This is a genomic window from Rhizobium sp. RHZ02, from assembly GCF_014851575.1.
Lineage (GTDB): Bacteria > Pseudomonadota > Alphaproteobacteria > Rhizobiales > Rhizobiaceae > Rhizobium > Rhizobium altiplani.
The window spans coordinates 1-25,338 of record NZ_JACUZX010000039.1 but is presented as its reverse complement, the minus strand read 5'-3'; the positions used below and the strand labels follow the sequence as shown (position 1 = coordinate 25,338).

The 25,338-nt window shown below is 60.7% G+C and carries 28 protein-coding genes; 13 read left to right on the top strand and 15 right to left on the bottom strand.

Annotation, left to right across the window (positions count from 1 at the left end):
* Positions 1-8 precede the first annotated feature (8 nt).
* Complete coding sequence (locus tag IB244_RS30095) at positions 9-1,037, top strand: trans-3-hydroxy-L-proline dehydratase (protein WP_113471367.1); 1,029 nt, start codon at positions 9-11, stop codon at positions 1,035-1,037.
* Positions 1,038-1,145: 108 nt separating this feature from the next.
* The gene (locus tag IB244_RS30090) at positions 1,146-2,603 is read left to right on the top strand and encodes a lytic transglycosylase F (protein ID WP_113471368.1); all 1,458 of its coding nucleotides are present in this window, start codon (positions 1,146-1,148) and stop codon (positions 2,601-2,603) included.
* 80 nt (positions 2,604-2,683) lie between these two features.
* Here the strand turns inward: IB244_RS30090 and IB244_RS30085 are convergent, their stop codons facing one another.
* From IB244_RS30085 to IB244_RS30065, 5 genes are read right to left on the bottom strand one after another with little or no spacing between them, the layout of a single operon-like run.
* Positions 2,684-3,667: an ABC transporter ATP-binding protein gene (locus IB244_RS30085; RefSeq protein WP_018859743.1), complete on the bottom strand. Its 984-nt coding sequence runs from the start codon at positions 3,665-3,667 to the stop codon at positions 2,684-2,686.
* On the bottom strand, positions 3,660-4,667 hold the full coding sequence (locus IB244_RS30080) for an ABC transporter ATP-binding protein (protein ID WP_192306653.1): 1,008 nt from the start codon (positions 4,665-4,667) through the stop codon (positions 3,660-3,662). The genes IB244_RS30085 and IB244_RS30080 overlap by 8 nt, the downstream gene beginning before the upstream one ends.
* A gap of 1 nt (position 4,668) precedes the next feature.
* The gene (locus IB244_RS30075) at positions 4,669-5,586 is read right to left on the bottom strand and encodes an ABC transporter permease (protein WP_062375524.1); all 918 of its coding nucleotides are present in this window, start codon (positions 5,584-5,586) and stop codon (positions 4,669-4,671) included.
* A complete protein-coding gene (locus IB244_RS30070; RefSeq protein ID WP_018859746.1) occupies positions 5,583-6,506 on the bottom strand; it encodes an ABC transporter permease subunit in 924 nt (307 codons plus the stop codon). The genes IB244_RS30075 and IB244_RS30070 overlap by 4 nt, the downstream gene beginning before the upstream one ends.
* Positions 6,507-6,554: 48 nt before the next feature.
* Positions 6,555-8,135, bottom strand: a complete 1,581-nt coding sequence (locus tag IB244_RS30065; RefSeq protein WP_018859747.1) for a peptide ABC transporter substrate-binding protein — start codon at positions 8,133-8,135, stop codon at positions 6,555-6,557.
* A 665-nt stretch (positions 8,136-8,800) separates the two neighbouring features.
* Between IB244_RS30065 and IB244_RS30060 the strand changes: the two genes are divergently transcribed.
* Positions 8,801-9,256, top strand: coding sequence for a GFA family protein (locus IB244_RS30060; protein WP_018859749.1), 456 nt, complete (start codon positions 8,801-8,803; stop codon positions 9,254-9,256).
* Between the two features lie 63 nt (positions 9,257-9,319).
* On the opposite strand, the gene lepA is transcribed toward IB244_RS30060, so the two are convergent.
* A complete protein-coding gene (lepA, locus tag IB244_RS30055; RefSeq protein ID WP_018859750.1) occupies positions 9,320-11,152 on the bottom strand; it encodes a translation elongation factor 4 in 1,833 nt (610 codons plus the stop codon).
* A gap of 140 nt (positions 11,153-11,292) precedes the next feature.
* On the opposite strand from lepA, the gene IB244_RS30050 reads away from it, so the two are divergent.
* Positions 11,293-11,859 carry a helix-turn-helix domain-containing protein gene (locus IB244_RS30050; protein ID WP_169679558.1) on the top strand — a complete coding sequence of 189 codons (567 nt, stop codon included), beginning with the start codon at positions 11,293-11,295 and terminating at the stop codon, positions 11,857-11,859.
* A gap of 21 nt (positions 11,860-11,880) precedes the next feature.
* Positions 11,881-12,402 (top strand): GNAT family N-acetyltransferase, encoded by a 522-nt coding sequence (locus IB244_RS30045; protein ID WP_018859752.1) that lies wholly within the window; start codon positions 11,881-11,883, stop codon positions 12,400-12,402.
* 8 nt (positions 12,403-12,410) lie between these two features.
* On the opposite strand, the gene IB244_RS30040 is transcribed toward IB244_RS30045, so the two are convergent.
* The 3 genes from IB244_RS30040 to IB244_RS30030 all read right to left on the bottom strand — a co-directional run bounded on the left by IB244_RS30040 (position 12,411) and on the right by IB244_RS30030 (position 14,620).
* A complete protein-coding gene (locus IB244_RS30040; RefSeq protein ID WP_026372130.1) occupies positions 12,411-12,878 on the bottom strand; it encodes a group III truncated hemoglobin in 468 nt (155 codons plus the stop codon).
* A gap of 94 nt (positions 12,879-12,972) precedes the next feature.
* On the bottom strand, positions 12,973-13,809 hold the full coding sequence (locus IB244_RS30035) for a carbon-nitrogen hydrolase family protein (protein WP_169679556.1): 837 nt from the start codon (positions 13,807-13,809) through the stop codon (positions 12,973-12,975).
* Between the two features lie 97 nt (positions 13,810-13,906).
* On the bottom strand, positions 13,907-14,620 hold the full coding sequence (locus tag IB244_RS30030; RefSeq protein WP_026372131.1) for an LssY C-terminal domain-containing protein: 714 nt from the start codon (positions 14,618-14,620) through the stop codon (positions 13,907-13,909).
* A gap of 158 nt (positions 14,621-14,778) precedes the next feature.
* Between IB244_RS30030 and recF the strand changes: the two genes are divergently transcribed.
* The 3 genes from recF to IB244_RS30015 are packed head-to-tail and all read left to right on the top strand — an operon-like array spanning position 14,779 to position 17,194.
* Positions 14,779-15,903 (top strand): DNA replication/repair protein RecF, encoded by a 1,125-nt coding sequence (gene recF, locus IB244_RS30025; protein WP_192306651.1) that lies wholly within the window; start codon positions 14,779-14,781, stop codon positions 15,901-15,903.
* Positions 15,900-16,724: a molybdopterin-synthase adenylyltransferase MoeB gene (locus tag IB244_RS30020; protein WP_192306649.1), complete on the top strand. Its 825-nt coding sequence runs from the start codon at positions 15,900-15,902 to the stop codon at positions 16,722-16,724. Before recF ends, IB244_RS30020 begins: the two co-directional genes overlap by 4 nt.
* Positions 16,721-17,194, top strand: coding sequence for a GNAT family N-acetyltransferase (locus tag IB244_RS30015; RefSeq protein WP_192306647.1), 474 nt, complete (start codon positions 16,721-16,723; stop codon positions 17,192-17,194). The genes IB244_RS30020 and IB244_RS30015 overlap by 4 nt, the downstream gene beginning before the upstream one ends.
* On the opposite strand, the gene IB244_RS30010 is transcribed toward IB244_RS30015, so the two are convergent.
* Positions 17,191-18,192 carry a 2-hydroxyacid dehydrogenase gene (locus IB244_RS30010; RefSeq protein WP_018859759.1) on the bottom strand — a complete coding sequence of 334 codons (1,002 nt, stop codon included), beginning with the start codon at positions 18,190-18,192 and terminating at the stop codon, positions 17,191-17,193. The genes IB244_RS30015 and IB244_RS30010 overlap by 4 nt on opposite strands.
* 181 nt (positions 18,193-18,373) lie before the next feature.
* Here IB244_RS30010 and IB244_RS30005 point away from each other — a divergent pair, with 181 nt between their 5' ends.
* Positions 18,374-18,913 (top strand): SH3 domain-containing protein, encoded by a 540-nt coding sequence (locus tag IB244_RS30005; RefSeq protein WP_018859760.1) that lies wholly within the window; start codon positions 18,374-18,376, stop codon positions 18,911-18,913.
* Here the strand turns inward: IB244_RS30005 and IB244_RS30000 are convergent.
* The 4 genes from IB244_RS30000 to IB244_RS29985 all read right to left on the bottom strand — a co-directional run bounded on the left by IB244_RS30000 (position 18,906) and on the right by IB244_RS29985 (position 21,462).
* Positions 18,906-19,898, bottom strand: coding sequence for an adenosine kinase (locus IB244_RS30000; RefSeq protein WP_018859761.1), 993 nt, complete (start codon positions 19,896-19,898; stop codon positions 18,906-18,908). The genes IB244_RS30005 and IB244_RS30000 overlap by 8 nt on opposite strands.
* A 170-nt stretch (positions 19,899-20,068) precedes the next feature.
* Positions 20,069-20,308, bottom strand: a complete 240-nt coding sequence (locus tag IB244_RS29995; RefSeq protein ID WP_062375539.1) for a hypothetical protein — start codon at positions 20,306-20,308, stop codon at positions 20,069-20,071.
* Between the two features lie 352 nt (positions 20,309-20,660).
* Complete coding sequence (locus tag IB244_RS29990) at positions 20,661-21,200, bottom strand: hypothetical protein (RefSeq protein WP_018859763.1); 540 nt, start codon at positions 21,198-21,200, stop codon at positions 20,661-20,663.
* A gap of 52 nt (positions 21,201-21,252) precedes the next feature.
* Positions 21,253-21,462, bottom strand: a complete 210-nt coding sequence (locus IB244_RS29985) for a cold-shock protein (protein ID WP_018859764.1) — start codon at positions 21,460-21,462, stop codon at positions 21,253-21,255.
* A 298-nt stretch (positions 21,463-21,760) separates the two neighbouring features.
* On the opposite strand from IB244_RS29985, the gene IB244_RS29980 reads away from it, so the two are divergent.
* Positions 21,761-21,997 carry a hypothetical protein gene (locus IB244_RS29980; RefSeq protein ID WP_156828811.1) on the top strand — a complete coding sequence of 79 codons (237 nt, stop codon included), beginning with the start codon at positions 21,761-21,763 and terminating at the stop codon, positions 21,995-21,997.
* On the top strand, positions 21,955-22,902 hold the full coding sequence (locus IB244_RS29975; RefSeq protein WP_018859765.1) for an AEC family transporter: 948 nt from the start codon (positions 21,955-21,957) through the stop codon (positions 22,900-22,902). Before IB244_RS29980 ends, IB244_RS29975 begins: the two co-directional genes overlap by 43 nt.
* Positions 22,903-22,961: 59 nt before the next feature.
* Here the strand turns inward: IB244_RS29975 and IB244_RS29970 are convergent, their stop codons facing one another.
* On the bottom strand, positions 22,962-23,537 hold the full coding sequence (locus IB244_RS29970; RefSeq protein WP_018859766.1) for a c-type cytochrome: 576 nt from the start codon (positions 23,535-23,537) through the stop codon (positions 22,962-22,964).
* A 154-nt stretch (positions 23,538-23,691) separates the two neighbouring features.
* On the opposite strand from IB244_RS29970, the gene IB244_RS29965 reads away from it, so the two are divergent.
* On the top strand, positions 23,692-24,447 hold the full coding sequence (locus tag IB244_RS29965) for a 3-deoxy-manno-octulosonate cytidylyltransferase (RefSeq protein ID WP_018859767.1): 756 nt from the start codon (positions 23,692-23,694) through the stop codon (positions 24,445-24,447).
* A gap of 10 nt (positions 24,448-24,457) precedes the next feature.
* Positions 24,458-25,318 carry a prephenate dehydratase gene (locus IB244_RS29960; protein ID WP_018859768.1) on the top strand — a complete coding sequence of 287 codons (861 nt, stop codon included), beginning with the start codon at positions 24,458-24,460 and terminating at the stop codon, positions 25,316-25,318.
* The last annotated feature ends 20 nt before the right edge of the window (positions 25,319-25,338 follow it).

The window sequence follows — 25,338 nt, the reverse complement described above, 5'->3', positions numbered from 1 at the left end:
GAGGTATCATGCACAGCACCAAGACCATCCATGTCGTTTCCGCCCATGCCGAGGGCGAAGTGGGCGATGTCATCGTCGGCGGTGTGACGCCGCCGCCCGGCGAAACGATCTGGGAGCAAAGCCGCTGGATTGCGCAAGACGGGACGTTGCGCAATTTCGTGCTGAACGAACCGCGCGGCGGCGTTTTCCGGCACGTCAATTTGCTGGTGCCACCGAAGCATCCCGACGCCGATGCCGCATTCATCATCATGGAGCCGGAAGATACGCCACCCATGTCGGGATCGAATTCGATCTGCGTATCCACGGTGCTGCTGGACAGCGGCATCCTGCCGATGCAGGAGCCGATCACCGAGATTACCCTCGAAGCGCCCGGCGGGCTCGTCCGTGTGCGCGCCGAGTGCCGCAACGGCAAGGCCGAGCGCATCTTCGTGCAGAACCTACCAAGCTTCGCGGAACGACTGGATGCGAAGCTGGAAGTCGAGGGCGTGGGTACGCTGACCATCGATACCGCCTATGGCGGTGACAGCTTTGTCATCGTCGATGCGGCGGCGATGGGCTTCAGCCTGTCGCCCGACGAGGCCCATGACATTGCGAAGCTCGGCGTGCGCATTACCAATGCCGCCAACGCCGCGCTCGGATTTCATCACCCGGAAAATCCGGACTGGAATCATTTCTCCTTCTGCCTCTTTGCAGGGCCGGTGGAGCGTACCGCCGAAGGTCTACGTGCGGGTGCAGCCGTCGCGATCCAGCCCGGCAAGGTCGATCGCTCGCCCACGGGAACGGCGCTGTCGGCCCGCATGGCCGTATTGCACGCGCGTGGACAAATGACGCTCGAAGATCGTCTGACTGCGGTGTCGTTGATCGGCTCCACGTTCTCTGGCCGCATTCTAGGCACGACCGATGTTGGCGGTCGCCCGGCCATCCTGCCTGAGATCTCCGGCCGCGCCTGGATTACCGGTACCCATCAGCACATGCTCGATCCGTCCGACCCCTGGCCGGAAGGCTATCGGTTGACCGATACCTGGGGTGCCCGCTGATTGCCTGACCAGCCTTGAGCGGTACGGATAATCTCCGCTCAAGGCGCCTGCACACCTTTGATTGTGCAACAGACGTGGTACGCTCGCAGCATCAGCTGGGGGCAAGTCATGCGACGTCTTCTTTTCAGCATAGTGCTTGCAATCATCACCATTCTGTTCGGTCAGGTTGCTGCGTTCGCCCAAACGAATGTCGAGGTCGGCGGGATCATGCCGAAGCCGAATACGGGCGATCTCGATGCTATGACCAAGATCCGCCTCGTTCGAATCCTGGTGCCATACAGCAAGACCATCTATTTCATCGACAAGGGACGCCAGTTCGGAACCGCGGTGGAGTTTGGGACGGCCCTGGAGGCCGAGCTCAACAAGGGCAGGAAAAAAGCGATCGAACACATCCGCGTCGCCTTCATTCCGACCGGGCGAGATCGATTGATTCCAGCCCTCAAGGAAGGGCTCGGCGACATCATCATGGCCAACTTGACGGTCACCCCTGCGCGGCTTCAGGACGTCGATTTCAGCGCGCCGATCTACAGCGACGCGAGCGAGGTGCTGGTATCAGGGCCATCCGCGGAGGCGGTTACCAACATCGCCCATCTGGCAGGCAAGGAAATCCGCGTCCGTCAGACGAGCAGCTACTACGAGCATCTTCTGTCGCTCAACGAGCAATTGAAGAAGGACGGAAAGCCGGAGATCCAAGTCAAGCCGATCGACGAGAACCTTGAGGACGAGGATCTCATGGAGATGGTGAATGCCGGCCTCCTGCCCTGGACGGTGGTCGATGGATACAAGGCCGACATATGGGCGAAGGTGTTCACGGAATTGAAGGTCCATCCTGATGTCGCCGTGGCCACTCACGGGCAGATCGCCTGGGCGATCCGCAAGAATAGTCCGCAGTTGAAAGCCGTCCTCGACAAGTTCGCCGAGCAGCACAAGGTTGGCACGACCTTCGGCAATCTGCTGCGCAACCGCTATTTCAAGAGCGATACGATTCTGCGGCGTGCCTATTCGCCTGCCGATGTCGATCGCTTCAAGGAACTGGTCGAAATCTTCCGCAAGCATGCGGGCACGTACTCGTTCGACTATCTGATGCTGATGGCGCAGGGCTATCAGGAATCCCAGCTTGACCAGTCGCGGCGTAGTCCGAGGGGCGCCGTCGGCGTGATGCAACTGCTTCCTGCCACGGCGGCGGGCAAGGAGATCGGCATAACCGGCATCGCCAAGAGCGAGGATCTCAATGTCGAGGCCGGCGCGAAATACCTACGCTATCTGGTTGAAGTCTCCATCAAGGGGGAGGGTGTTTCGCCGCGCGACCAGCAGCTGATGGCGTTTGCCGCCTACAATGCGGGTCCGGGAAATCTCCGGAAGTTTCGCGCCAAGGCAAAGGACATGGGGCTCGATCCCAATGTCTGGTTCGGAAACGTCGAGAATGCCGCAGCTGCCATCGTCGGCCGGGAAACGGTCCAATATGTCAGCAACATCTTCAAATACTACATCGCCTACAGCCTGCTGATGGAGCGGGTCGAAGCACAGCGCGCCTCGATGAGCACGACCACACCTGCCAAGAACTAGCGACTATGCCTTCGGTGTCGAATAGGTCAAACGGCCCGCTGGAAAACGGGCGGGCCGTTTGCAGTTCTGTCGATGCCGGCTTACCGGTCCATGTGATAGCAGGCGGCGGTTTGCTCGGGCCTGACCTGCTCCGTTGGCGGCATCTCCGTGCGGCAGATGTCCGTGGCCTTCCAGCAACGCGGAGAGAAGACACAGCCGGGCGGCGGATTGAGCGGCGAGGGCGGGTCGCCCTGAAGCCGGATACGCTGCCGGTTGCGTGCAAGCTTCGGATCGGGCACTGGCGCGGCCGAGAAGAGCGCCTGCGTGTAGGGATGCGCCGGGCTGTCGAACACGGTGGCGCAATCGCCAGCCTCGACCACCTTGCCGAGATAGAGCACCAGCACATCGTCTGAGATCAGACGTACGACCGAAAGGTCGTGGCTGATGAAGATCAGCGTCAGCCCGAACTCCTTGCGAAGCTTGCGCAAGAGCGTGATGACCTGCCCCTGGATCGACACGTCGAGCGCCGAAACCGGCTCGTCGCAGATGATCAGCTTCGGCCGTGTTACGACTGCGCGGGCAATGCCGATGCGCTGTGCCTGGCCGCCCGAGAACTCGTGCGGATAGCGGTTGATCATTTCAGGCACGAGGCCGACGGCACCCATGATCTCCTGTACGCGCGCCACGCGTTCCGCTTTTGTAAGCTTCGGCTCGAAGACGGTGAGCGGTTCGGCGATAATGTCGCCGACCGTCATGCGCGGATCGAGGGAGGCAATCGGATCCTGGAAGATGATCTGCATGTCGCGGCGAGCCGCGCGCATTTCCTCATCCGACAGGTCGAGCAGATTGCGCCCCTGCCAGAGAATGCGGCCTTTCTGCGATTTCAACAGACGCAGGATCGAGCGGCCAAGTGTGGACTTGCCGCAACCGGACTCTCCGACGATCCCCAGCGTCCGGCCTTCTCTGAGGTCGAAGCTGACATTGTTCACCGCAGTCAGCGTCATCGGCGGTTTGAAGAAGCTCTTCGACGGAATTTCGAACTGGGTGGTGAGGTTCTCGACCCTAAGGAGTGATCGTTCAGCCATGGTTCAAAACCTCCTCGCGGCGGGGGAAGGGATGGAAGCAGGCCGCGGAATGGCCTTTCGCCAACATCTCAAGTTTCGGCGAGGCGTCGATACAATCGTTCTGGACCATGGGACAGCGCGGCGAGAAGCTGCAGCCTTTCGGCAGGTGCTGCAGATTGGGCGGGCGGCCGGGAATGACGGCGAGCTGATCGACGTCCTGGTCCGGCCGCGGGATCGAAGCGTGCAGCGCAGCGGTATAGGGATGCGCCGGTACCTCGAAGAGCTCGTCGACTGGCGCTTCCTCGACGATCCGCCCGGCATACATGACGGCCACGCGATCCGCGAGGCCCGCGACGACGCCCAGATCATGCGTGATCATGACGAGCGCCGTGTTCATTTCCGCCGTCAGGTCGTTGAAGAGATCGAGGATCTGCGCTTGGATCGTCACGTCAAGCGCCGTCGTCGGCTCGTCGGCAATGAGCAGCTTCGGTTTCGTCAACAGCGCCATGGCAATGACGATGCGCTGGCGCATGCCGCCCGACAGCTCGTGCGGGTAAAGGCTGAAGCGCCGCGTCGGGTCGGGGATACCGACGCGCTTCAGCATATCGAGCGCCTCGTTGGAGGCAGCCCGCGCGGTGAAGCCGCGGTGAACCTCAAGCTGCTCCGTCAATTGCCGGGAAATCCGCAGAGACGGATTGAGCGCGGTCATCGGGTCCTGGAACACCATGGCCATGTCCTTGCCGCGGACATGGTCGAGCTCGCGCGGCCTTAGCGCCAGCACATCCTTGCCCTCGAGTAGTGCTTGGCCGCTGGCGCGGCCGTTCTTGGCAAGCAGACCCATGACGCCGAGGAAGGTCTGGCTCTTGCCCGAGCCGGACTCGCCGACGATCGCCACGCGCTCGCCGCGCCGGATCGACAGGTTCATGTTCGAGACGGCCTTCACCTCGCCATCCGGCGTCGCAAAGGTGATCGAATAGTCCTTCAGTTCGAGAAGCGTATCGTTTTTGGTTTCGTGTTGCATTCTATCGATCCTTCGGGTCGAACGCATCGCGCAGGCCGTCGCCGATGAAAAGCAGGCTCATCAGCAGGGCGACGAGGAAGCAGGCCGGGAAGGCCAAGAGCCACGGCATGCTTTCCATGGCGTCGGTGCCCTCGGCGATCAGCGTCCCGAGTGATGTCAGCGGTTCCTGAACACCGAAGCCGAGGTAGGACAGGAAGCTTTCGGTCGCGATGATTTCAGGAACGGTCAACGCGGCGAAAATCACCACTGGGCCGACCAAGTTCGGAATGATGTGCTTGAGGATGATCTTGAACGGTTTCTGGCCGGATGCACGTGCCGCCTCGATGAACTCGCGCTGCTTTATCGAGAGTGTTTGCCCGCGCACGATGCGAGCCATGGTCAGCCACTCCAGCGCGCCGATTGCCGCAAATAGCAGGTAGACGTTTCGGCCGAACACCACCATCAGCAGGATGACGAAGAGGATGTAAGGCAGCGCATACATGATATCGACGAAGCGCATCATGAGCGCGTCGAGTCTGCCGCCGATGTATCCGGAGATCGCTCCATAGAGCACCCCGATGACCACCGAAACGATCGTGGCAGTTGCCGCAACCGCAAGCGAGACGCGGGTGCCGTAGAGCACGCGCGCAAGCAGGTCGCGGCCATTTGGATCTGTTCCGAAATAATGGCCGCTTTCCATATCCGGCGGCATGCGGAACGCCGCCCAATCCGGTTCCTCGTAGTCGAACGGGATCAGGTACGGGCCGATGAATGCGACCAGTATCAGGAGCAGCAACACGATGATGGCGACGACTGCTGCCTTGTTGCGGGAGAGACGACGCAGCGCATCGCTGGTCAGCGAGCGGCTCTTGTGCGAAAGCCCTTCGGCCTCGAGAAGCTCGGCCGCGAGCAGCTCTCTCTTTGCTGGATTGAGGATCATCGGTTTCTCACTTTCGGATCGAGCCATGCATAGGCAATGTCGACGAGAAGGTTCAGAAAGACGATCAGCACCATGTAGAAGATGACTGTGCCGAGAACCATGCCGTAGTCGCGGTTCAGCGCTGCGTTGACGAAGTAGCGGCCGATGCCCGGCAGTCCGAAGATGCTCTCGACAACCAGCGAGCCGGTGAGAAGGTAGCTTGCCGCCGGACCGAGATAGGAAACGACAGGCATCATTGCGGGCTTTAGCGCGTGACGAATAACGGTTAGCCGTGGGCCGATGCCCTTGGCCTTGGCGGTCCGGATGTAGTTCTGGTTCATCACCTCGATCATCGAGCCGCGGGTCATGCGCGAGATGCGGCCCGCATGTGGCAAAGCCAGCACAACGATCGGAATGACGAGATAGCGGAACGAGCCGTCACCCCATCCGCCGACAGGCAGCCAGCCGAGATGGATACCGAAGACCAGCTGCAGGATAGGCGCAATCAGAAAGTTCGGAAGAACGAGGCCAACGAGAACGAGCAGCCCGAGGAGGTAGTCAGGCGCTTTATTCTGATAAAGTGCCCCAAGACAGCCGACTGTCACGCCGATAAGGATGGCAAAAATGAAGGCGAGGCCCCCGATCGTGAACGTGTAAGGCACGCCGATCATGATTTGCTGGGCAACGCTGAAATCTTCGTTGGCGAACGACGGGCCTAGATCACCCTTCAACACGTCGAAGACGTAGATCAGGTATTGTTCGATCAGCGGCTTGTCGAGATTGTAGTGAGCCGCGAGGTTCTTCAGGATCACCGGCGGCAATGGCCTCTCGCCATCGAACGGGCCGCCGGGAGCAAGGCGCAAGACAAAAAAGCTGAGTGTCACGGCGATCCACATCACGGGGATCGTCGACAGCAGGCGACGGAGTGCATATTTGATCATGGTCGTGGATCGGCCCTTCCCACATTCAGCGGGAAGGGCCGGTGTTCCTTATTCTTTGACCGACAGCCAGCGCGTGCGATGGATGTCCTGAATATTGTCGACGAAGCCCTGGACCTTCGGCGAGACCACGTTCTTCGAGACATAGTAATAAAGCGGAATGGCGGCGCTGTCGTCGAGCGCAAGCTGTTCGGCCTGCTTGAAGATTTCGGCGCGCTTCTTCAGGTCGGTTTGAGCGTTTGCTTCCTTGACGAGCTTGTCGAAGTCGGCATTGCTCCAGCGGCCATAGTTCATCGAAACGCCGGAAACGAGTAGACCCAGGAAGTTATCAGGATCGTTATAGTCCGCGATCCAGCCTGCGCGGCCGATTTCGACCTGACCGTGCTGCATCTCGTCATAGTGGACCTTGGTTTCGGTGTTGTAGAGCTCGATCTGTACGCCGAGCGGCTTCCACATCGAGGCGATCGCCACAGCTACGCGCTTGTGGTTGTCATTGGTGTTGTAGCGGAGCTGTGCCTTCAGCGGGTGGTCAGGTCCGAAGCCTGCTTCCTTGAGCAGCTTTTTCGCCTCTTCCACCTTTTCCTTGTAGGGCATGTCCTTCCAGCTCACATAGGCCGGCTCACCATAATTCGCGGTGCCCGGCGGTACCCAGGAATAGGCCGGCAGTTCGCCGGTGCCGAGGATCTTCGGGCCGATGACTTCACGGTTGACGGCCATCGAGAGGGCCTGACGAACGCGCTTGTCGTCGAACGGCGGCTTCGTGGCGTTGAGCACGTAGTAGTAGCTGGCGAGGAACGGCGTGACATGGGCCTGGCCCGGCAGGTTCTTCTTCATCCATTCATACTGATCCGTCGGGAAGTCGGTCATGATGTCGAATTCGCCGGCGCGAAAGCGCTTCAGAGCCGCTTCCTGATCCTCGAGCGTGAAGAACTTCACGCCATCGATCTTCAGGTCCTTCTCGCCGTAATACTGGTCGTTCTTGACTGTCGTGACGGACGCGCCCGGAATCCACTCGGTCGGCTTGTACGGGCCGTTGGTGACGATGTTGCCGATCTTCACCCAGTCATTGCCCTTGGCTTCAACCACATGCTTCGGCAGCGGATAGGCGGTGTAGTGCATCAGCGAATTGATGAAATAGGGGGTCGGGTTCTCAAGCGTGATCTCGAGCGTCTTGTCGTCGATCGCCTTGACGCCGAGCTGGCTGAAATCGGTGATTTCGCCCTTGTTGATCTTTTCCGCGTTCTTGATGGTGAATTGCAGATAGGCGTATTCCGCGGCGTTCTTCGGATCGACAAGGCGCTGGAAGGCGAAGACGAAGTCGCCGGCCGTCACCGGCTGCCCATCCGACCACTTGATGCCGTCGCGAAGCTTGAAGGTATAAACCTTGCCGTCCTGCGAGACGGTCCAGCTTTCAGCCTGTCCCGGGATCGGATCGTCCTTCGGGTCTTCGGTGACGAGGCCCTCGAAGATGTCGCCAGCAATGCGGTTCTCATAGTCGCTCGACAGCTTCTGCGGGTCGAGGGACTGCGGGTCGCCGCCATTGTGGATGTTGAGTGTCGCGGCGTGCGCGGTCACGGCCAGCAGTGAGCCAAGCACGGCTGAAGCCAGGAATTTTTTCGTGAGAAAGTTCATATGGGGGCCACCTTTCTAGGCTTTTCGCCTTTATTAGTCGTTTGTTCCCATGACCAGTTACGTTCAGGTCAGCGCACAACCTATCGTAAAGGCCTGCCGTTGCAAGTCCCCAAATGAAGCAGCGAGCGACACTCCTTGCCGCCGCGAAAATTTCTAGTCTGTAGCCGTCCGGCCTGCCGCAGAAGGAGGGATTTCGCCCGTGCTGTGCCGTTTCGTACGATGGGTAAGCTTCAATGCATTCAATCAATGATTGCAGATACCGAGGGTAGCCGGCTCATCTTTTGATGCCTTTGCGGCGAATTACGTTGACTATTCAATGACGGATAGGCTCGTTTGCGACATCTTGCCGCCGTCTGTTTTTGAAATGCTGCGTTGTCCCGCGATTTCGGGGAACGACTGGATTAGGTGGCACCGGTCTTCGCCCGTGGCTTGCAGACGCTGACGGAAAACGGTGCGTTGATTCTGGTCGACAAGCGGGCCGGTGCGGAGGTGGGCCAGTGTGCACTCGATCCAAAGGTCGCTATCGCTTGGTCGCTGCCAGTGGCGCGAATATCCGCGCGATCATGGCTTTCCGATTCCTAGGAGGCGATGCCGGTTTGCCTGCAGCCGACAGTTTGACGCCGCGCCGCCTGCCGCTAGATTGAGCATGACGAAGGGAGGTCGCGATGACCGAAGTAAATCTACCTTGGACCGGTGGCTGCCGATGCGGCCGCGTGCGATTGAAGATCCGCGCCAAGCCGCTTTTGACCATGGCGTGCCATTGCACAGGGTGCCAGAAGATGTCGTCGAGCGCCTTTTCGCTGAGTGCCGCGATCCCGGCGGAGGCCTTCGAAATCACCGAAGGAGAGCCCGTCATCGGTGGGCTGCACGGCGTCGAGGCGCACCACTATTTCTGCGGCCACTGCATGACCTGGATGTTCACGCGATCGGACGGGATGGATTGGTTCGTCAACCTGCGTCCGACGATGCTGGACGATCCGCGCTGGTTCCGGCCGTTCATCGAGACCTGGACCCGCGAAAAACTGCCCTTCGCCGAAACCGGCGCGGTCCGCAGCTACGAGGCGCTGCCGTCGATGGACGCCTATCAAGGGCTGGTGAAGGAATACATGGCCTGCAGTTGAGGCAGCGCAGGATCAAAAAGCCCGGCCATGCGTCGTGCGCCGGCCGGGCTGAAAATGATGCTTTTATTCGTCGCCCATCTTGAGCGCGGCGATGAAGGCTTCCTGTGGAATCTCCACCTTTCCGAACTGGCGCATGCGCTTCTTGCCTTCCTTCTGCTTGTCCAGAAGTTTGCGCTTTCGGGTGGCGTCGCCGCCGTAGCACTTGGCCGTCACGTCCTTGCGCAGCGCCGAGATGGTCTCGCGGGCAATCACGTTGCCGCCGATCGCTGCCTGGATTGGGATCTTGAACATGTGCTTCGGGATCAGTTCCTTCAGCCGCTCGCACATGTCGCGGCCACGCTTCTCGGCAGACGCGCGGTGGACGAGCATGGAGAGCGCATCGACAGGCTCTCCATTGACGAGGATCGACAGCTTGACGAGGTTACCTTCGCGGTAGCCTTCGAGGTGATAGTCGAAGGAGGCGTAGCCCTTCGAAATCGACTTCAGCCGGTCGTAGAAGTCGAAGACAACTTCATTGAGCGGCAACTCGTAGGTCACCATTGCGCGGGTGCCGACATAGGTGAGTTCCGTCTGGATGCCGCGACGATCCTGGCAGAGCTTGAGAATGCCGCCGAGGTAATCATCAGGCGTCATGATCGTCGCCTTGATCCAGGGCTCGCGGATCTCGTCGATCTTGACGACATCGGGCATGTCAGCCGGATTGTGCAGTTCGCGCTCGCTGCCGTCGGTCATCGTCAGCTGGTAGACGACCGAAGGCGCAGTGGCGATCAGGTCGAGGTCGAATTCGCGCTCAAGGCGTTCCTGGATGATCTCAAGGTGCAGCAGGCCAAGGAAGCCGCAACGGAAGCCGAAGCCGAGTGCGGCCGATGATTCCATTTCGAAGGAGAAGGAGGCATCATTCAGGCGAAGCTTGCCCATCGCCGCGCGCAGATCCTCGAAATCCGCGGCATCGACGGGGAAGAGACCGCAGAACACGACCGGTTGTGCCGGCTTGAAGCCCGGCAAGGCCTGCGTCGTTGGGCGCTTGTCCTCGGTGATGGTATCGCCGACGCGCGTATCGGCCACTTCCTTGATGGAGGCGGTGATGAAGCCGATTTCGCCAGGCCCGAGACTGTCGACATTGACCATCTTTGGCGTCAGCACGCCGACGCGTTCCACCTGGTACTTGGCGTCCGTGCCCATCATGCGGATCGTCTGGCCCTTGGTCAGCACGCCGTCGATGACGCGGACGAGGACCATGACGCCGAGATAGGTGTCGTACCAGCTGTCAACGAGCAGCGCCTTCAGCGGTGCCTTTTCACCGCCGGGGCTCTTCGGCGCCGGCAACTTCTGAACGATTGCCTCGAGGACATCGGGGATGCCGAGGCCGGTCTTTGCCGAAATCAAAACGGCTTCCGAGGCATCGATACCGATCACTTCCTCGATCTGTTCCTTGATGCGATCAGGTTCGGCGGCTGGCAGGTCGATCTTGTTGAGGACGGTGACAAGCTCGTGGTTGTTGTCGATCGCCTGGTAGACGTTGGCGAGCGTCTGGGCTTCCACGCCTTGGCTGGCGTCAACGACGAGCAGCGAACCTTCGCAGGCCGAGAGCGAGCGCGAGACCTCATAGGCGAAGTCGACGTGTCCGGGCGTGTCGATCAAATTCAGGATATAGGTCTCGCCATCCTTGGCCTTGTAGTGCAGACGCACCGTCTGGGCCTTGATGGTGATGCCGCGCTCGCGCTCGATATCCATGTTGTCAAGCACCTGCTCGGACATCTCGCGCTCTGCCAGGCCGCCGGTCGATTGGATCAGGCGGTCGGCAAGCGTCGATTTGCCGTGGTCGATGTGGGCCACGATCGAGAAATTGCGGATATGGGAAAGCGGAGTCGTCGAATTGGTGCTCATGCGCGCCATATAGCAGCGCCGACCCTTGCCGCAAAGCGGAAAAGCAGGGGTTCGTTTACGATAAGTCGCCGTTTCGCGGACCGAAACATGATACTTGATTCTATTATCAGATCGTGAAAGTCTATTATAATAGAAAATCGGATCCAATGATGGAACAAGAACTCGAAACGGCGATCGGCCTTCGCATCCGCAGACTGCGGATCGAGCGGAATTTGACGCTGGAAGACCTGGCCAACGCCTCCGGCGTCAGCCGGGCGATGATCTCCCGCATCGAGCGCGGCGAAGCGAGCCCGACGGCCCCGCTCCTCGCCAGGATTTGCGCAGCGCTCGGCCTGTCGCTGTCGGCCTTCTTTGCCGAGGACGGCGAGGTCTCGCCGCTGTCGCGCCGTCAGGACCAGCAGGTCTGGCGGGATCCGGAGACCGGTTACGTCAGGCGCTCCGTCTCCCCGCCGGGAGCCGCTTCGTCTGTCGATATCGTCGATGTCGAATTCCCGCCAGGCGGTCGCGTTAGTTTCCCGCCGCACGCAGCCAGCAACGGCATGACACAGCATGTCTGGCTGTTCGATGGCGAAATGGAAATGACGACGGGCGACACCGTCTACCGACTGCTGCCTGGCGACTGCCTGTTCTTGCCGGTCGGCGAAGGCCATGTTTTTCATAACCCCGGCAACATTCCCGCCCGCTATTGCGTCGTACTCGATCGGCGCGGGCGCTAATTCATTTCAGGAGAAAAAGTGATGACAGCTACGATCCGCCTTCTTGATGCGGCAGAAGCCCGTGCGGCGATCCCCGACCTCTGCGACGTGCTGACCGATTGCGTCAACGGCGGCGCCTCGGTCGGCTTCATGCAGCCTTATGGCAACGCGGATGCCGAGCCTTACTGGCAGGGCGTCGCCGATGCCGTCGCGTCCGGTGCAACGCTGCTCCTCGTGGCGGAGATCGACGGCAGAGCCGTTGGCACGGTGCAGGTCGGTGCCGCACAGATGCCGAATCAGCCGCATCGCGGCGATCTGAAGAAGCTGTTGGTGCATCGCTCGGCCCGGGGCAAGGGCCTTGCACGTCTGCTGATGGATGCTGCGGAACGAGAAGCCGCCGTCCGCGGCAAGACGCTCCTCGTGCTTGACACGGCAACCGGCAGCGATGCCGAGGCGATCTACCCCAGGCTGGGCTGGGAGCCGGTCGGTGTCATCCCGGATTATGCGCTGTGGCCGGAGGGCGGCCTCTGCGCCACCACATTTTTCTACAAGCGTGTCGCCTGAAGTGGCGCTCAGGCGGGTTTGGCCTGGGGCGCGTCGAGTGCTGGATTGTAGAACAGCGACAGCGTCAGGCTCTTGGCGATGCGTTCAGCGGTCGTCATGAACCAGGCCTTGGCCTCAGGGTTCGGCGCGATATCGCTGAGCGTCGCGGAAAACAGTGCCAGCCATTGCGGGAAGAGATCGGGCGTCAGGTTCGCGACGCCCGTGTGCGCCTGCACCGGCTTGCCGCCATAAGCGCCGTTGCGAAAGGCAATTGATGACCAGAAGCTCTTCATCTTCTGCATATGGTCGGACCAGCGGCCGGAAAGCCGGGCATCAAACACGGGTCCAAGCGTCGCATGCTGCAGCACACGGGCGTAGAACGTCTCGACCAACCGATCGATGAACGCCTCGTCGACGCCCATCGCCTTCATCTCGGCTTCGGCACGCTCGCGTATGGCGGCGACATGTGCCGCGCGGCCCTGAATTTCTGTATCCATCGTCAACTCCGGCGCGTCGCAATCCGCGACAGCGCTCATATAGGCCATCTGCGTCTCGAGATGAAGGGACCGCGACGCAAGGCAGCATTGCGCGTCAGTAGCCGCTTCTGTCTTCGCTTCGGGGATCGTCCGCCATCCTCTCGCGATAGATATCACCCTGTCGCGCCTTGAGCCGCCACGGTCGGGCCTTCTGCAGCGGAATGTCGTATGCCGGGTCGTCTCGGTTCAACACCGCGGTTGCCAGGCCTGGTTCGGGAGTGGCAGCACACTGCGCCACCCATTTTCCATCCGGGCCGATGATGCCGGCCGGCCCCTTGGCGGCCTTCTGCACCGGCGTTGCAGCGCCGATCCAGATGCAGTTCAGCCCCGCATGCGCGCGCAGCGCAATCTGAAAATATTCGGGAATGCCATAGGAGGAGAAGAGCACGGCATCGACGCCGAGATTGGCATACTCCTGGAATACCTCCGGAAACGTAGCTTCGATGCAGATCGCGCAACCGAATCGGTAGCCGTTGATATCGAAAGTGATCGGCGCGGTGCCGGGAGAGTACCAGCCGCCAAGTTCGCTGTTCGACAGAAACCTCTTGTCATAGCGGGTAAGCAGCGCTCCGGTTTCGGAAAAGACATACAGGCTGTTGTGCGGGGGGTAGCCCTCCGCCAGCCGATGTGCTCCGCCGACAACCGCAAAGATGCGAAGATCACCACAGAGATCGGCGATTGCCCGAAGCTCGGCCTCCTGCTGCCGCCAATCGAAGCTGGCCCAGTCCTCGGGATGCAAGATCTGTGATTTCGAATATCCCGAAAGTGCGCCTTCGCAGAAATTGATGACCCGCGCGCCATCAGCAGCGGTGGCCGCAATCATGCTCCGGATTGTTCGGCCATTCGCGGTAATGTCAGGCGAAACGATGGTCTGTGCTGCGGCTATCTTCAACGGCGCACCTCTGGCGATTCGGCCCGCATTTTTCAACTATTCGACGCTATTTGGAACCGCAAATTGGCGACGATGAAGGTGCGCGAGGCGAAGCGCGTTAAGGGGCGCCGACAGCGCGCAGCACGCCGATCAGCGCCTTTCCATCGGTGAAATAGGGGTCGCCGCCACCGTTGCGGCCGGTCCTCGTGGCGCCGATGCCCGCGATCTCGTAAGTCGACGACAATTGCCCGGCTGCCTGAAGATCGCCGATAACAAGATCTCGCTCAGCGTCGACATCAGGCGCGATGTGATGGGTGATCTGGCCGGTATCGTGGCTGAAGCCTACCCCGCGATCAAAACTCGCCGATCCAAGCCACAGCGGTTGCCCATCTGCACCGCTGCTCTTGGTTTGCCAGAAACGAACGTGGTGGCGCTCGTCGGCGCTCTTGCCCACGGCCTTTTCAAATGCCAGATCCTGCTGGCGGCCCTCGAACAGCAATGGGCTCACGGGAGCGTCGAGGTCGGGCCGATCGAGCACGACGCTCAAGCCGATTTCGGCTGATGTCCGCAGCGTGATCTTGTCGGCCGGGTCCCACCCAGCCGATGCAAATGCCCGAAGCACGTTCTCCTTCGAACCGACGAGCCCAACATTGATGGGGTCGCCGGGAATATCCTGCTTGGTGGTCGTCACCATTGGACCGAATTCCGCAATACGGCTGGCGTCGCGATGGATCCATATTTCGGGAATGAGGAAATAAGTGACGAGCAGATAGGCGACCAACAAGACCGCCACACCGCCGATCGCCATCCGTGTTTTCGTCAAACGTCTCATCGAAGTCCCCCCAACCTCGACGTCATCATACGATTCTCTGGTCATGTGGCCAACATCCAGGTGCGCACCCATGCATCATCGGCATCCGACTACACCCGCACCCTTGCCATCCGGCCCCGTTGCGCTTAGCTCTCGGGCACCACGAATCCGGATATCTAATGCCGCACAAGGTCTCCCTGTCCCGTCTCAAGCTGACCGACTTTCGCAACTACGCGTCTGTCTCGCTGTCGCTCGACGGTCGGCATGTGGTGCTGACGGGGGACAATGGCGCCGGCAAGACCAATCTGATGGAGGCCGTATCCTTCCTGTCGCCGGGCCGCGGCCTGCGTCGTGCCACCTATGGCGATGTCACCCGTGTCGGTGCGACGGCCGGATTTTCGATCTTCGCGGAGCTCGATGGCATGGACGGCGAGGTGGAAATCGGCACGGGTGTCGATACCACCGACGACAGCACTTCCCGCCGCCTGCGGATCAACGGCACGCCTGCAAAGTCGGCCGATGAACTGACCGACCATCTCCGTCTCCTGTGGCTGACGCCCTCGATGGATGGCCTCTTCACCGGTGGTTCGTCCGAGCGCCGCCGTTTCCTTGATCGGCTCGTGCTGTCGCTCGATCCGGCCCATGGCCGCCGTGCCAGCGATTTCGAGCGCGCCATGCGCAGCCGCAACAAGCTGCTCGACGAGCGTCGCTTCGATCCCGCCTGGCTCTCCGGCCTCGAACAGCAGATGGCAAGCCTCGGCATTGCCATGGCGATGGCACGCCAGGAGATGCTCGGTCTTCTTGCCCGCCTCATCGACGAGACGCACGAAACCTCGCCCTTTCCCGCCGCAGCGCTGGAGCTTGCCGGCTTTATGGATGGTCAGTTCTCGCGCCCCGCCGTTGATCTTGAGGATGACTATGCGGCTATGCTTGCCGAGAGCCGCTACCGCGATGCCGCGGCCGGCCGCACGCTCGACGGCCCCCATCGCGCAGATCTGCTTGTCCGCCACCGGCAAAAGCAGATGGAAGCATCGCGCTGTTCCACCGGCGAGCAGAAGGCGCTGCTGGTCGGACTGATTCTTGCCCATGCCCGTCTGGTCGCCAATCTCACGGGCCATGCGCCGATTCTCTTGCTTGATGAGATTGCCGCGCATCTCGACGAAGGCAGGCGTGCTGCGCTCTTCGACCTCATTGACGCGCTCGGCGGCCAGGCCTTCATGACAGGCACGGACTGCGCCATGTTTTCCGCTCTCGGCGAGCGCGCGCAATTCTTCACCGTTGCCGATGGAAAGGTTTTCGAATGACCGATGCCGCTTCCCCCTCAACGAAAGGCCATGCTAGCATCGCGCCCATGGAACCGCTCAGCCCGGAAGAAATCGCGCGATATCAGCGCCATATCCTGCTTCCCGAGATCGGTGGCGCAGGCCAGCAGAAACTGAAATCCGCCCGCGTGCTTGTCATCGGTGCCGGTGGGCTGGGAGCGCCGGTCCTGCAATATCTCGCAGCCGCCGGCGTCGGCACGCTCGGTATCGCCGATGACGACCGCGTTTCGCTTTCCAACCTGCAGCGGCAGGTGATCCACGATTCCGGCACGATCGGCGAACTGAAGACGCAGAGTGCCGCCTTCGCGATTGCAAGGTTGAACCCGCACGTCAACGTGATCCGCTTCGAAGAGCGCTTCTCGCCTGACACGGCGCGCCGCCATCTCTCAGGCTTCGATCTGCTGATCGACGGCTCCGACAATTTTGATACGCGCTATACGGCGGCCGACGCTGCCGAGACTGCGCAAATCCCCTTGGTGACAGGCGCGGTTGGTCGCTTCGATGGCTCCGTCACAGTGCTCAAGCCCTACGAGACGGCGGAGGATGGCACACCGAACCCAACCTATCGCGATCTCTTCCCCGAGAAGCCGCCGGCTGGTCTGATCCCGGCCTGTGCGGAGACCGGCATCATCGGTGCGCTGACCGGCGTGATCGGCACGCTGATGGCAATGGAAGCGATCAAGCTCGTCACCGGCACGGGCGAACCGCTGATTGGACGGCTGCTGCTCTATGATGCGCTTGCCGCCCGCTTCGACACGATCCGCTACAAGAGGCGTCGCCAGAAACAGAGCCCGGCGTCATGAACATCATTCGGATCGATGAAGACTTTCAACGCTGGGAGGAGTTGCTGGAGCTAGTCCTATCGTCGTTCGCCTATATGAACGACCGGATCGATCCGCCATCCTCCGCCTTGAAGCTCACGCCGACGACGCTTGCCGATAAGGCGCGTTCTGAAATCGCCTATGCGGCAATGGAAGGCGATGCTTTATGTGGCTGCGTCTTTCTGCGACCAGAAGAAGCCTGCCTCTATGTCGGCAAGCTGGCGATCGCGCCCGACGCGCAGGGCCGGGGTATCGGCCGTCGGCTGCTGGCGGTCTCGGAAGAGGTGGCGCGGTCCCACTCCCTGCCATCACTGAGGCTCGAAACGCGCATCGAGCTTGTCGAAAACCACGATGTCTTTATCCGCTGGGGATTTGAGAAGACCGCTGAAAATGCCCATCCCGGATTCACCAGGACGACATCGATCGAGATGCGTAAGCCTGTTCCGGCCTAGCGGCCCGGCAGCACACGGTTCGGCGGGCGATGGCCATCGATAAAGGTGCGGATGTTGATGATCACCTTGTCGCCCATGTCGATGCGGCCTTCGATCGTCGCCGAGCTCATGTGCGGCAGAAGTACGACCTTGCCTTCATTTGCGAGCTTGACGAGCTTCGGATTGACCGCCGGTTCATTCTCGAAGACGTCGAGACCGGCGCCCGCCAGCTTTCCCTCCCGCAGACTCTTGATCAGTGCCGCTTCGTCGATCACGTCGCCGCGGGCGGTGTTGACGAGGTAGGCCGTCGGCTGCAGCAGCGCCAGACGGCGGGCCGACAACAGATGGAACGTTGCCGGTGTCGAGGGGCAATTGACAGAAACGATGTCGACGCGGGCGAGCATCTGGTCGAGGCTCTCCCAGTAGGTCGCCTCCAGCTCATCTTCGGTCGCCGGGTTGACGCGCTTGCGGTTGTGATAGTGGATCGAGAGGCCGAAAGCCTTGGCGCGGCGCGCAACGGCGGTGCCGATCCGCCCCATGCCGACGATGCCGATGCGCTTGCCGTGAATCCGTCGCCCGAGCATCCAGGTCGGCGACCAGCCGGGCCACTCGCCGGGATGGTCGGTCAGCACCCGCGCGCCTTCACCCAAGCGGCGCGGAACGGCGAGGATCAGCGCCATGGTCATGTCGGCGGTGTCTTCGGTCAGCACGTTCGGCGTATTGGTGACGGTGATGCCTTTGCGAGCCGCCGCCTCGACGTCGATGTGATCGGTGCCGTTCGAGAAGCTGGCGATCAATTTCAGCTGCGGCCCGGCCTCCTCGATCACCGTGGCATCGATCCGGTCGGTGACGGTCGGAACGAGCACGTCGGCGCTTTTGACGGCGGCGATCAGCTCGGCTTTGGAGCGCGGTGCATCGTCGATATTGAGTTCCGCGTCGAAGAGTTCGCGCATGCGCGTCTCGACCGCATCGGGCAGCTTCCGCGTGATGTAGACCTTCGGTTTTTTCTTCGTCGTCATGTGCGCCGGCGCTAACTTGTTCAGAGGTCCTTAACCAAGACGCGGGATAATTTTCCCGTTCCGGGGAATTTCTACCAGACCCGCGCGCGAAGACAAACAAAACTCGCTCAGCGTGCGCAGGAATGTCGAATTCCCGGAATCAGGCAGCAGTCCTGCCCTCCTCTGAGCAAACGGAAGTCCCATGCATAGCAAAGTCCTGAAATCTTGCCTCGCCCTTGCGATCGGTTTCGTGCTTTCTGCGGGAACGGCTGAAATGGCCTCCGCACAGGCTGCAAAGGGACCGAGTGGCCTGCCGCTGCCGCGCTTCGTCACGCTCAAGTCCAAGCGCGTCAACCTGCGCATCGGCCCTGGCACCGACTATGCGGCCTCATGGATGTATCTGAAGGCCGGCCTGCCGGTCGAAATCATTCAGGAATACGACAACTGGCGCCAGATCCGCGATGCCGACGGCACCGAGGGTTGGGTCAACCAATCGCTGCTGTCGGGCTCGCGTGCGGCAATCGCCGCCCCGTGGATGAAGGGCAAGGGTAAGTCTGTCTACGTCAACATGCGCCGCGATGCCCAGCCGTCGGCAAGCGTCGTCGCCAAGCTCGAGCCCGGCGTCATGATGAACATCGGCGAGTGCAATGGCGACTGGTGCTTTGCCAAGATAGACGGCGCCGAAGGATGGGTGGCGCAGTCGGAAATCTGGGGCGCTTATCCAGGCGAAGCCTTTAAATAAGGTTCGCCTGCTTGCCGGCCTCGGCCAGCGACTTCATCGGCCGCGGGCCGATCTGCTGGATCACGATGCCAGCCGCGAGGCAGCCGAGCTTGCCGCAGTCTTCCAGCGTCCGACCCTGTGTGTAGCCATAGAGGAAGCCGGCGGCAAAGAGATCGCCCGCGCCTGTGGTGTCGACCAGTTCCCTGATCTTGATAGCATCCACGTAGAAGCGCTCGCTGCCCTTGAGAATCACGGCGCCGTTCTCGCTCATCGTTACGGCCGCGATCTTGCAGTCCTTGGCGATAAGGATCAGCGCTTCTTCGAAGTCGTCGGTTTCATAGAGCGCCAGCGCTTCCTGACGATTGGCGAAGACGATGTCGACGGTGCCGGAGCGCATCAGGTCGAGGAATTCGCCGCGATAGCGGTTGACGCAGAAGCTGTCGGAAAGCGTCATCGACATCTCACGGCCGTTCTCGTGGGCGATACGGGCGCATTCGCGGATCGCTTCCTTGGCGCGCGGCGGATCCCAGAGGTAGCCTTCGAAATAGGTGACCTTGGACTGGGCGACGACATCGGCCTCGACGTCTTCGGGCCCGAGCTCGACGCAGGCGCCGAGGTAGGTATTCATCGAGCGTTCGCCGTCTTCGGTGACGAAGATCATCGAGCGCGCGGTCGGCGGGAATGTCCCCTTCGGCTGTGTCTGATAGTGAACACCCTGCGCATGGATATCGTGCGCGAAGATTTCGCCGAGCTGGTCTTCCGCGACCTTGCCGAAATAGGCGGCCTTGCCGCCGAAGCTCGCCACACCCGCGGCCGTGTTGCCGGCGCTGCCGCCGGAGGCCTCCACCGCCGGTCCCATGCGCGCATAGAGAAGTTCTGCGCGCTCGGCATCGATGAGGTTCATCGCGGCCTTGGTGATCTCATTGTCAATGAGGAACTGGTCGTCGCAACGCGCGATGATATCGACGATCGCGTTGCCGACAGTCAGAACATCGAATTTGGTCATGAAAGGGAAGGTCCCGGGTTAGGTGATAGCCGGTGACCGGTCTTAGCGAATTTTCGCCGCATGGGAAGCGGAAATGCCGCTGGGCCGTCTATCTCATCGCAAAAATGCACTGTGACGGGTCAAATGTCGCCGGCCGCCCCCCCGTGACCGCGGCGTTCAAAAGGCGCGTCTCAAGCAGCGGCAGCATAGATCAGGTCGGGCTTTACGAGCCACTCGTTCTTGCGCAAGGCAGTGACATCGAGCCTGCCACGTCGATCACGACGGGCAATTCCAACAAAACGATAGCGGCTGCCCCTGGTGTCGACTACGCGAGCGGGGATCGGTGTGCCGTCGATATGGCCGATAACCGGTCCGTCGGAACGTGCGCCGTTGAGGAAGAAATACTCATGGGGGAGGTTCCTGCTTACCATCCTAATTTACTATCTTTCGTCGTTTGGTCGTGTGCCCTGCGCAGCCTCGCGGGCGCGCTTTTCGTCGTCGGGGCTGGCTTTCTCCAAATGAAAGTCGCTTTTTGATGGCGACCCTGGAAAAAGACGACGTGTTTTCTTGATCTCCACGACAAATGGCTTCCTTTGGGGATGCATGTACGTTTCCTGCTGGTTGGCAAACAGGTCACGTGAATATGCCCTCGACGGGCGGCCGGGGTTCGTGACCTGTCGTCACAGGATGCGGACAAAGCCATAGCCGTTCCATTCGGACGACGGGCCTCCGACATTAAAATCTCATATCATCTGATAAGGGCGCATGGCCGACGGCGGCGAGCTAGTGTTCGATCTGCTGCTCTGCCACGGTGCTGGCGATGATCTGATCGGAACCCTTTGCATAGAGCGGGAGCGTCAAGGTGATCGCCTCGCTGCGCCCGTTGATGGTGGCGGTATATCGCTTGTAAACGCGATCCTGCCCTTGCTCTTCACCCGCCGAGACAGCGTTCACCTTCTCGACCAGCGCTTTCTCGAAAACATCCGCGTCGACGTCCCCCAGTGCCACCGTGCAGCCTTCGACGGTTTTGCCGCCGACATCCGCCCGCGAGACCACCAGCGCTTGAAAGCTCTCAGCTTCGCCGCCGCTGACGATCCATCCTTCCAGCGCTTCCGGATTCTCCATCGGGGTGAAGGTCAGCGCCATATCCTCTGCCATCGAAGGCCATTCGTCGGCTTTCGCACGCTCAGCCGTGCGCTCGAAGTCCGGGCCAGAGGAAACGCAGCTGTCGTAAAAAAATGAAAGTTTGGAACTCGCGTCATCGGCAAATGATGGCCCGGCGGCAAAGAGAATGACGAGGCAGGCAGCCAAAGTACGCTTCATGTCGTCTCCGAGCGGCGGAGTCAGTGCGGCCCTTCGGCCGCACTGACCGTTTTCAAACTTGCCGGACATTGTCGGCAGACGTTCTGCCGGTTCGACGGTCCTGCGCGACTTCGAACGCTATGCCCATTCCTTCTTTCACGGTGTCGATCCCGCCTCGTTGAGCGGCCGTGATGTGAAGAAAGACGTCGGTTCCGCCGTCATCCGGAGTGATGAATCCGAAGCCCTTGTCCTGGTTGAACCACTTGACTTTACCTGTTGGCAAAATTTACCCCCATGTTGGTCTCCCCAGCCGGCATCGGACATCGCACGATTTTGCCCGTGGGCACAAGAGCATTTGAAAATACAGCGGGACACCGCGTTGCTCTGGTGGCCGTGGCCGACTTCTGAGCTTGCGCATGCCAAGACGACACGGTTGCGTCCCACCTATAAGCGTGCGGCTGGTGGTCCCTCGCATTTCATATAGCGGGAATCCGTCATCCGCATGTCATTTCCCCGTCCTATAAGCATCCTCAATGACATTGGCATGAGCGGCTTCCGAGCGGCAGCCAATGAAGAAGGGAATGACGCCCTTCGACGATACCGGAGTAACGCTGACCACGGATGAACTGGCAGCATTGCAGACCGGCTATCCGGCAGGACCGGATGCGGAAAAGCGGGCAGAGCCCGCTTTTTTTGCTTTTATGTTTTGGCGGTTTGTCATCACGGCCGTTTTGCTGCTAGGCATGCTTATTCCCTCGCAAGGCAGCCGCATTGAATGTCAGCCATCATCTTCGACGTCCTTCCCATCTTTATCATGATCCTTATCGGCTGGCTGACCGTGAAACTACGGCTGATGAAGGCGGAGATCGGCGATGCGCTGAGCGAGTTCGTCTTCAAGATCGCCGTGCCGCTGTTGTTGTTCCGCACGATCGCCAACGCCGATTTTCACGGTGCCTCGCCCTTCCGTCTCTGGATCGCCTATTTCTCGGGCGTCGGAGTGACTTGGGTCGCGGCCCATATCGCCGCGACGCGCTTCTTCGGGCGCGATGACCGCATTGGCGTGCTTGCCGGTGTATCGTCAGCCTTCGCCAACACCATCTTCATCGGACTGCCGCTCGTTCAGCGCACGGTCGGTGACAAGGGGCTCGTGCCGCTCTCGATTCTGATCGCGGTCCATCTGCCTGTGATGATGATTATCGGAACCATCCTGATGGAGCGCGCCGAGCACAAGATCGCCGGCAAGAAGGAGCGCAGCATCGCCAAAGTGGTGCGCCAGATCGCCCACAATCTCGTCAAAAACCCGCTGGTGATCGGCTTGGCCGGCGGTGCTGCCATGCACCTGTTAGGGCTCACCATGCCGGGACCGGTAGGCGCCATAATCGATCAGATCGCCGGTGTCGCCGGGCCGGTCGCGCTGATTTCGCTCGGCATGGCGCTTGAGAAATACGGCATTTCAGGCAACGCCGGCATCGCCAGCGTCACCTCCGCCTTCAAGTTGTTGCTGTTGCCGGCCTGCGTCTGGGCGGCGAGCCATCTGGTCGGGCTTGCCAGTGACTGGACGGCGGCCCTGGTGCTGATTTCGTCGGTTCCAACGGGCGTCAACGCCTGGCTGATCGCCAACCGTTTCGGTGTCGGCCACAGCCTGGCAGCTTCGACGATCACGCTAACGACGGCGCTTGGCGCCATCTCCGTTTCGTTCTGGGCCTTTTTGCTCGGCGGCTAGGCAAAGAAAAAGCCCGGCGTCAGCCGGGCTTCGATTTTCGTCTGGAACCGAGCAGCGACTTACTGCGTCGCGCTATCCGGTGCGTTCGGATCCGGAAGCGGAACCGGCGAATCGGCCAGCGTGTGAAGGTAAAGGATGACGTTGGCGCGATCCGTGTCCTTCGGAAGACCGGCAAAGCCCATTGCCGTGCCGGCAACGTACTTCTTCGGTGCTGCCAGGAAGTGGTTCAGATGATCGAAGGTCCACTTCTCGCTGCCGCCCTTGGAGAAGTCCTTCATGCCCGACGAGTAGGCAAAGCCTTCATGCGTGGCGATCGGACGATCGACGAGACCGAAGAGGTTCGGACCAACCTTGTTCGGTCCCCCCTTGGTCGCGTCATGACAGGCCTGACACTTCTTGAAAACAGCCTCGCCAGCCTTGGCGTCTGCCTTTGCAAGTAGCTGTGCGATCGGAACGGCTGCAGCCGGTGCGGCCTCGCCGCCACCAGCGGCAGCGGCCTCTTCGGCGACGATCGCGAAACCTTCCTTCTCCGGGCTCTCCGAATGAAAGATTCCCTCCGACGCGATGGAGACGGTCATCAGAACGAAAACCGTTCCGAGCAGTGCCCCCACAGCCATATTCACGTATGAATTCATCTGCAATGCTCCCCTTGCAGCCGGCAGACATAAAACCGGACCATCTTGAAATCGCGCGGAACCTATGTCTTTTGGCTATTCGTTGCAACAGTCTAAATGGCCTGTTGCGTGAGACTTTTTGACACCTTTCCGCCCGGATTAGAAGGCCCGAACAATGACCAGTCCAAATTTAGATGACGTGCTCGTGCTGATCCCGGCCCGCATGGCATCGACCCGTCTTCCAGGCAAGCCGCTCGCCGATATTTGCGGGCTGCCGATGATCGTGCAGGTGGCGCTGCGGGCGAAGGAAGCCGAAATTGGCCGCGTCGTTGTCGCGGTTGATGACCAACAGGTCCATGATGTCGTGGCCGCGGCAGGCTTTGAAGTCATCATGACCAGCAAGGATCATCAGTCCGGTTCGGATCGCATTTACGAGGCGCTCATGAAGGTGGATCCGGAGGGGAAAGCCAAGTTCGTCGTCAACGTGCAGGGCGATCTGCCGACGATCGAGCCGGAAACCGTTCGCGCCGCGCTGCGCCCGCTGGAGGATCCGAGCGTCGACATCGCAACACTGACGATCGAGATCGAGGACGAGGCCGACAAGACGGCACCGCATATCGTCAAGGTCGTCGGCTCGCCGATCTCGGAAAGCCGCCTGAAGGCGCTCTACTTCACCCGCACGACGGCACCCTACGGTGATGGACCGCTTTATCACCATATCGGCCTCTATGCTTACCGCCGCTCGGCCTTGGAGCGTTTCGTTACGCTCGGACCATCGGTCTTGGAAAAGCGCGAGTCGCTGGAGCAGCTGCGCGCGCTGGAAGCCGGCATGCGCATCGATGTCGAGATCGTTGACACGGTTCCGCTCGGTGTCGATACTCCCGCCGACCTTGAAAAGGCGCGGCGCATTCTCTCCGCAAGAACGAAGTGACGGATTTTCCATGAACATCACCACCAACAGGATCGCCTTCCAGGGTGAGTTCGGCGCGAATTCCGACATGGCGTGCCGTGACATGTTTCCGACCATGGAGCCGCTGCCGTGCCAGACGTTCGAGGATGCCTTCGTGGCGGTCGAGAATGGCGATGCCGATATCGGAATGATCCCGATCGAGAACACGATCGCTGGCCGCGTCGCCGACATTCATCACTTGCTGCCGGAGTCGCGCCTGCACATCATCGGCGAGTATTTCATGCCGATCCGCTTCCAGTTGATGGTGCTCCCGGGCGTCACCAAGGATGAGATCCGCACGGTTCACAGCCACATCCACGCCCTTGGGCAGTGCCGCAAGATCGTGCGTTCGCACGGCTGGAAGCCGGTGATCGCTGGCGACACGGCAGGTGCTGCAAAGCTCGTCAAGGAAACCGGGGACCGCTCGATGGCGGCGCTGGCGCCGCGCCTTGCCGCCGATCTCTACGGTCTCGACATCGTTGCCGAGAATGTCGAGGACACGGAAAACAATGTCACTCGCTTCGTCATCCTTTCACGCGACGAGGAATGGGCGCATCGCGGCTCGGCCGAGGAGAAGCTCGTCACGACGTTTGTCTTCAACGTCCGAAACATCCCGGCCGCACTCTACAAGGCGCTTGGCGGCTTTGCGACCAACACCATCAACATGACCAAGCTGGAGAGCTATCAGCTCGGCGGCAAGTTCGTCGCAACGCAGTTCTATGCTGACATTGAGGGTCACCCGAACGATCCGAATGTCCGGCGTGCATTGGAGGAGCTGCGCTTCTTTTCCGAGAAGGTGCGCATCCTCGGCGTCTACAAGGGCCACCCAATGCGGGGCCAACTGCAGAAATGAAAAAGGGCGCCTTCGGGCGC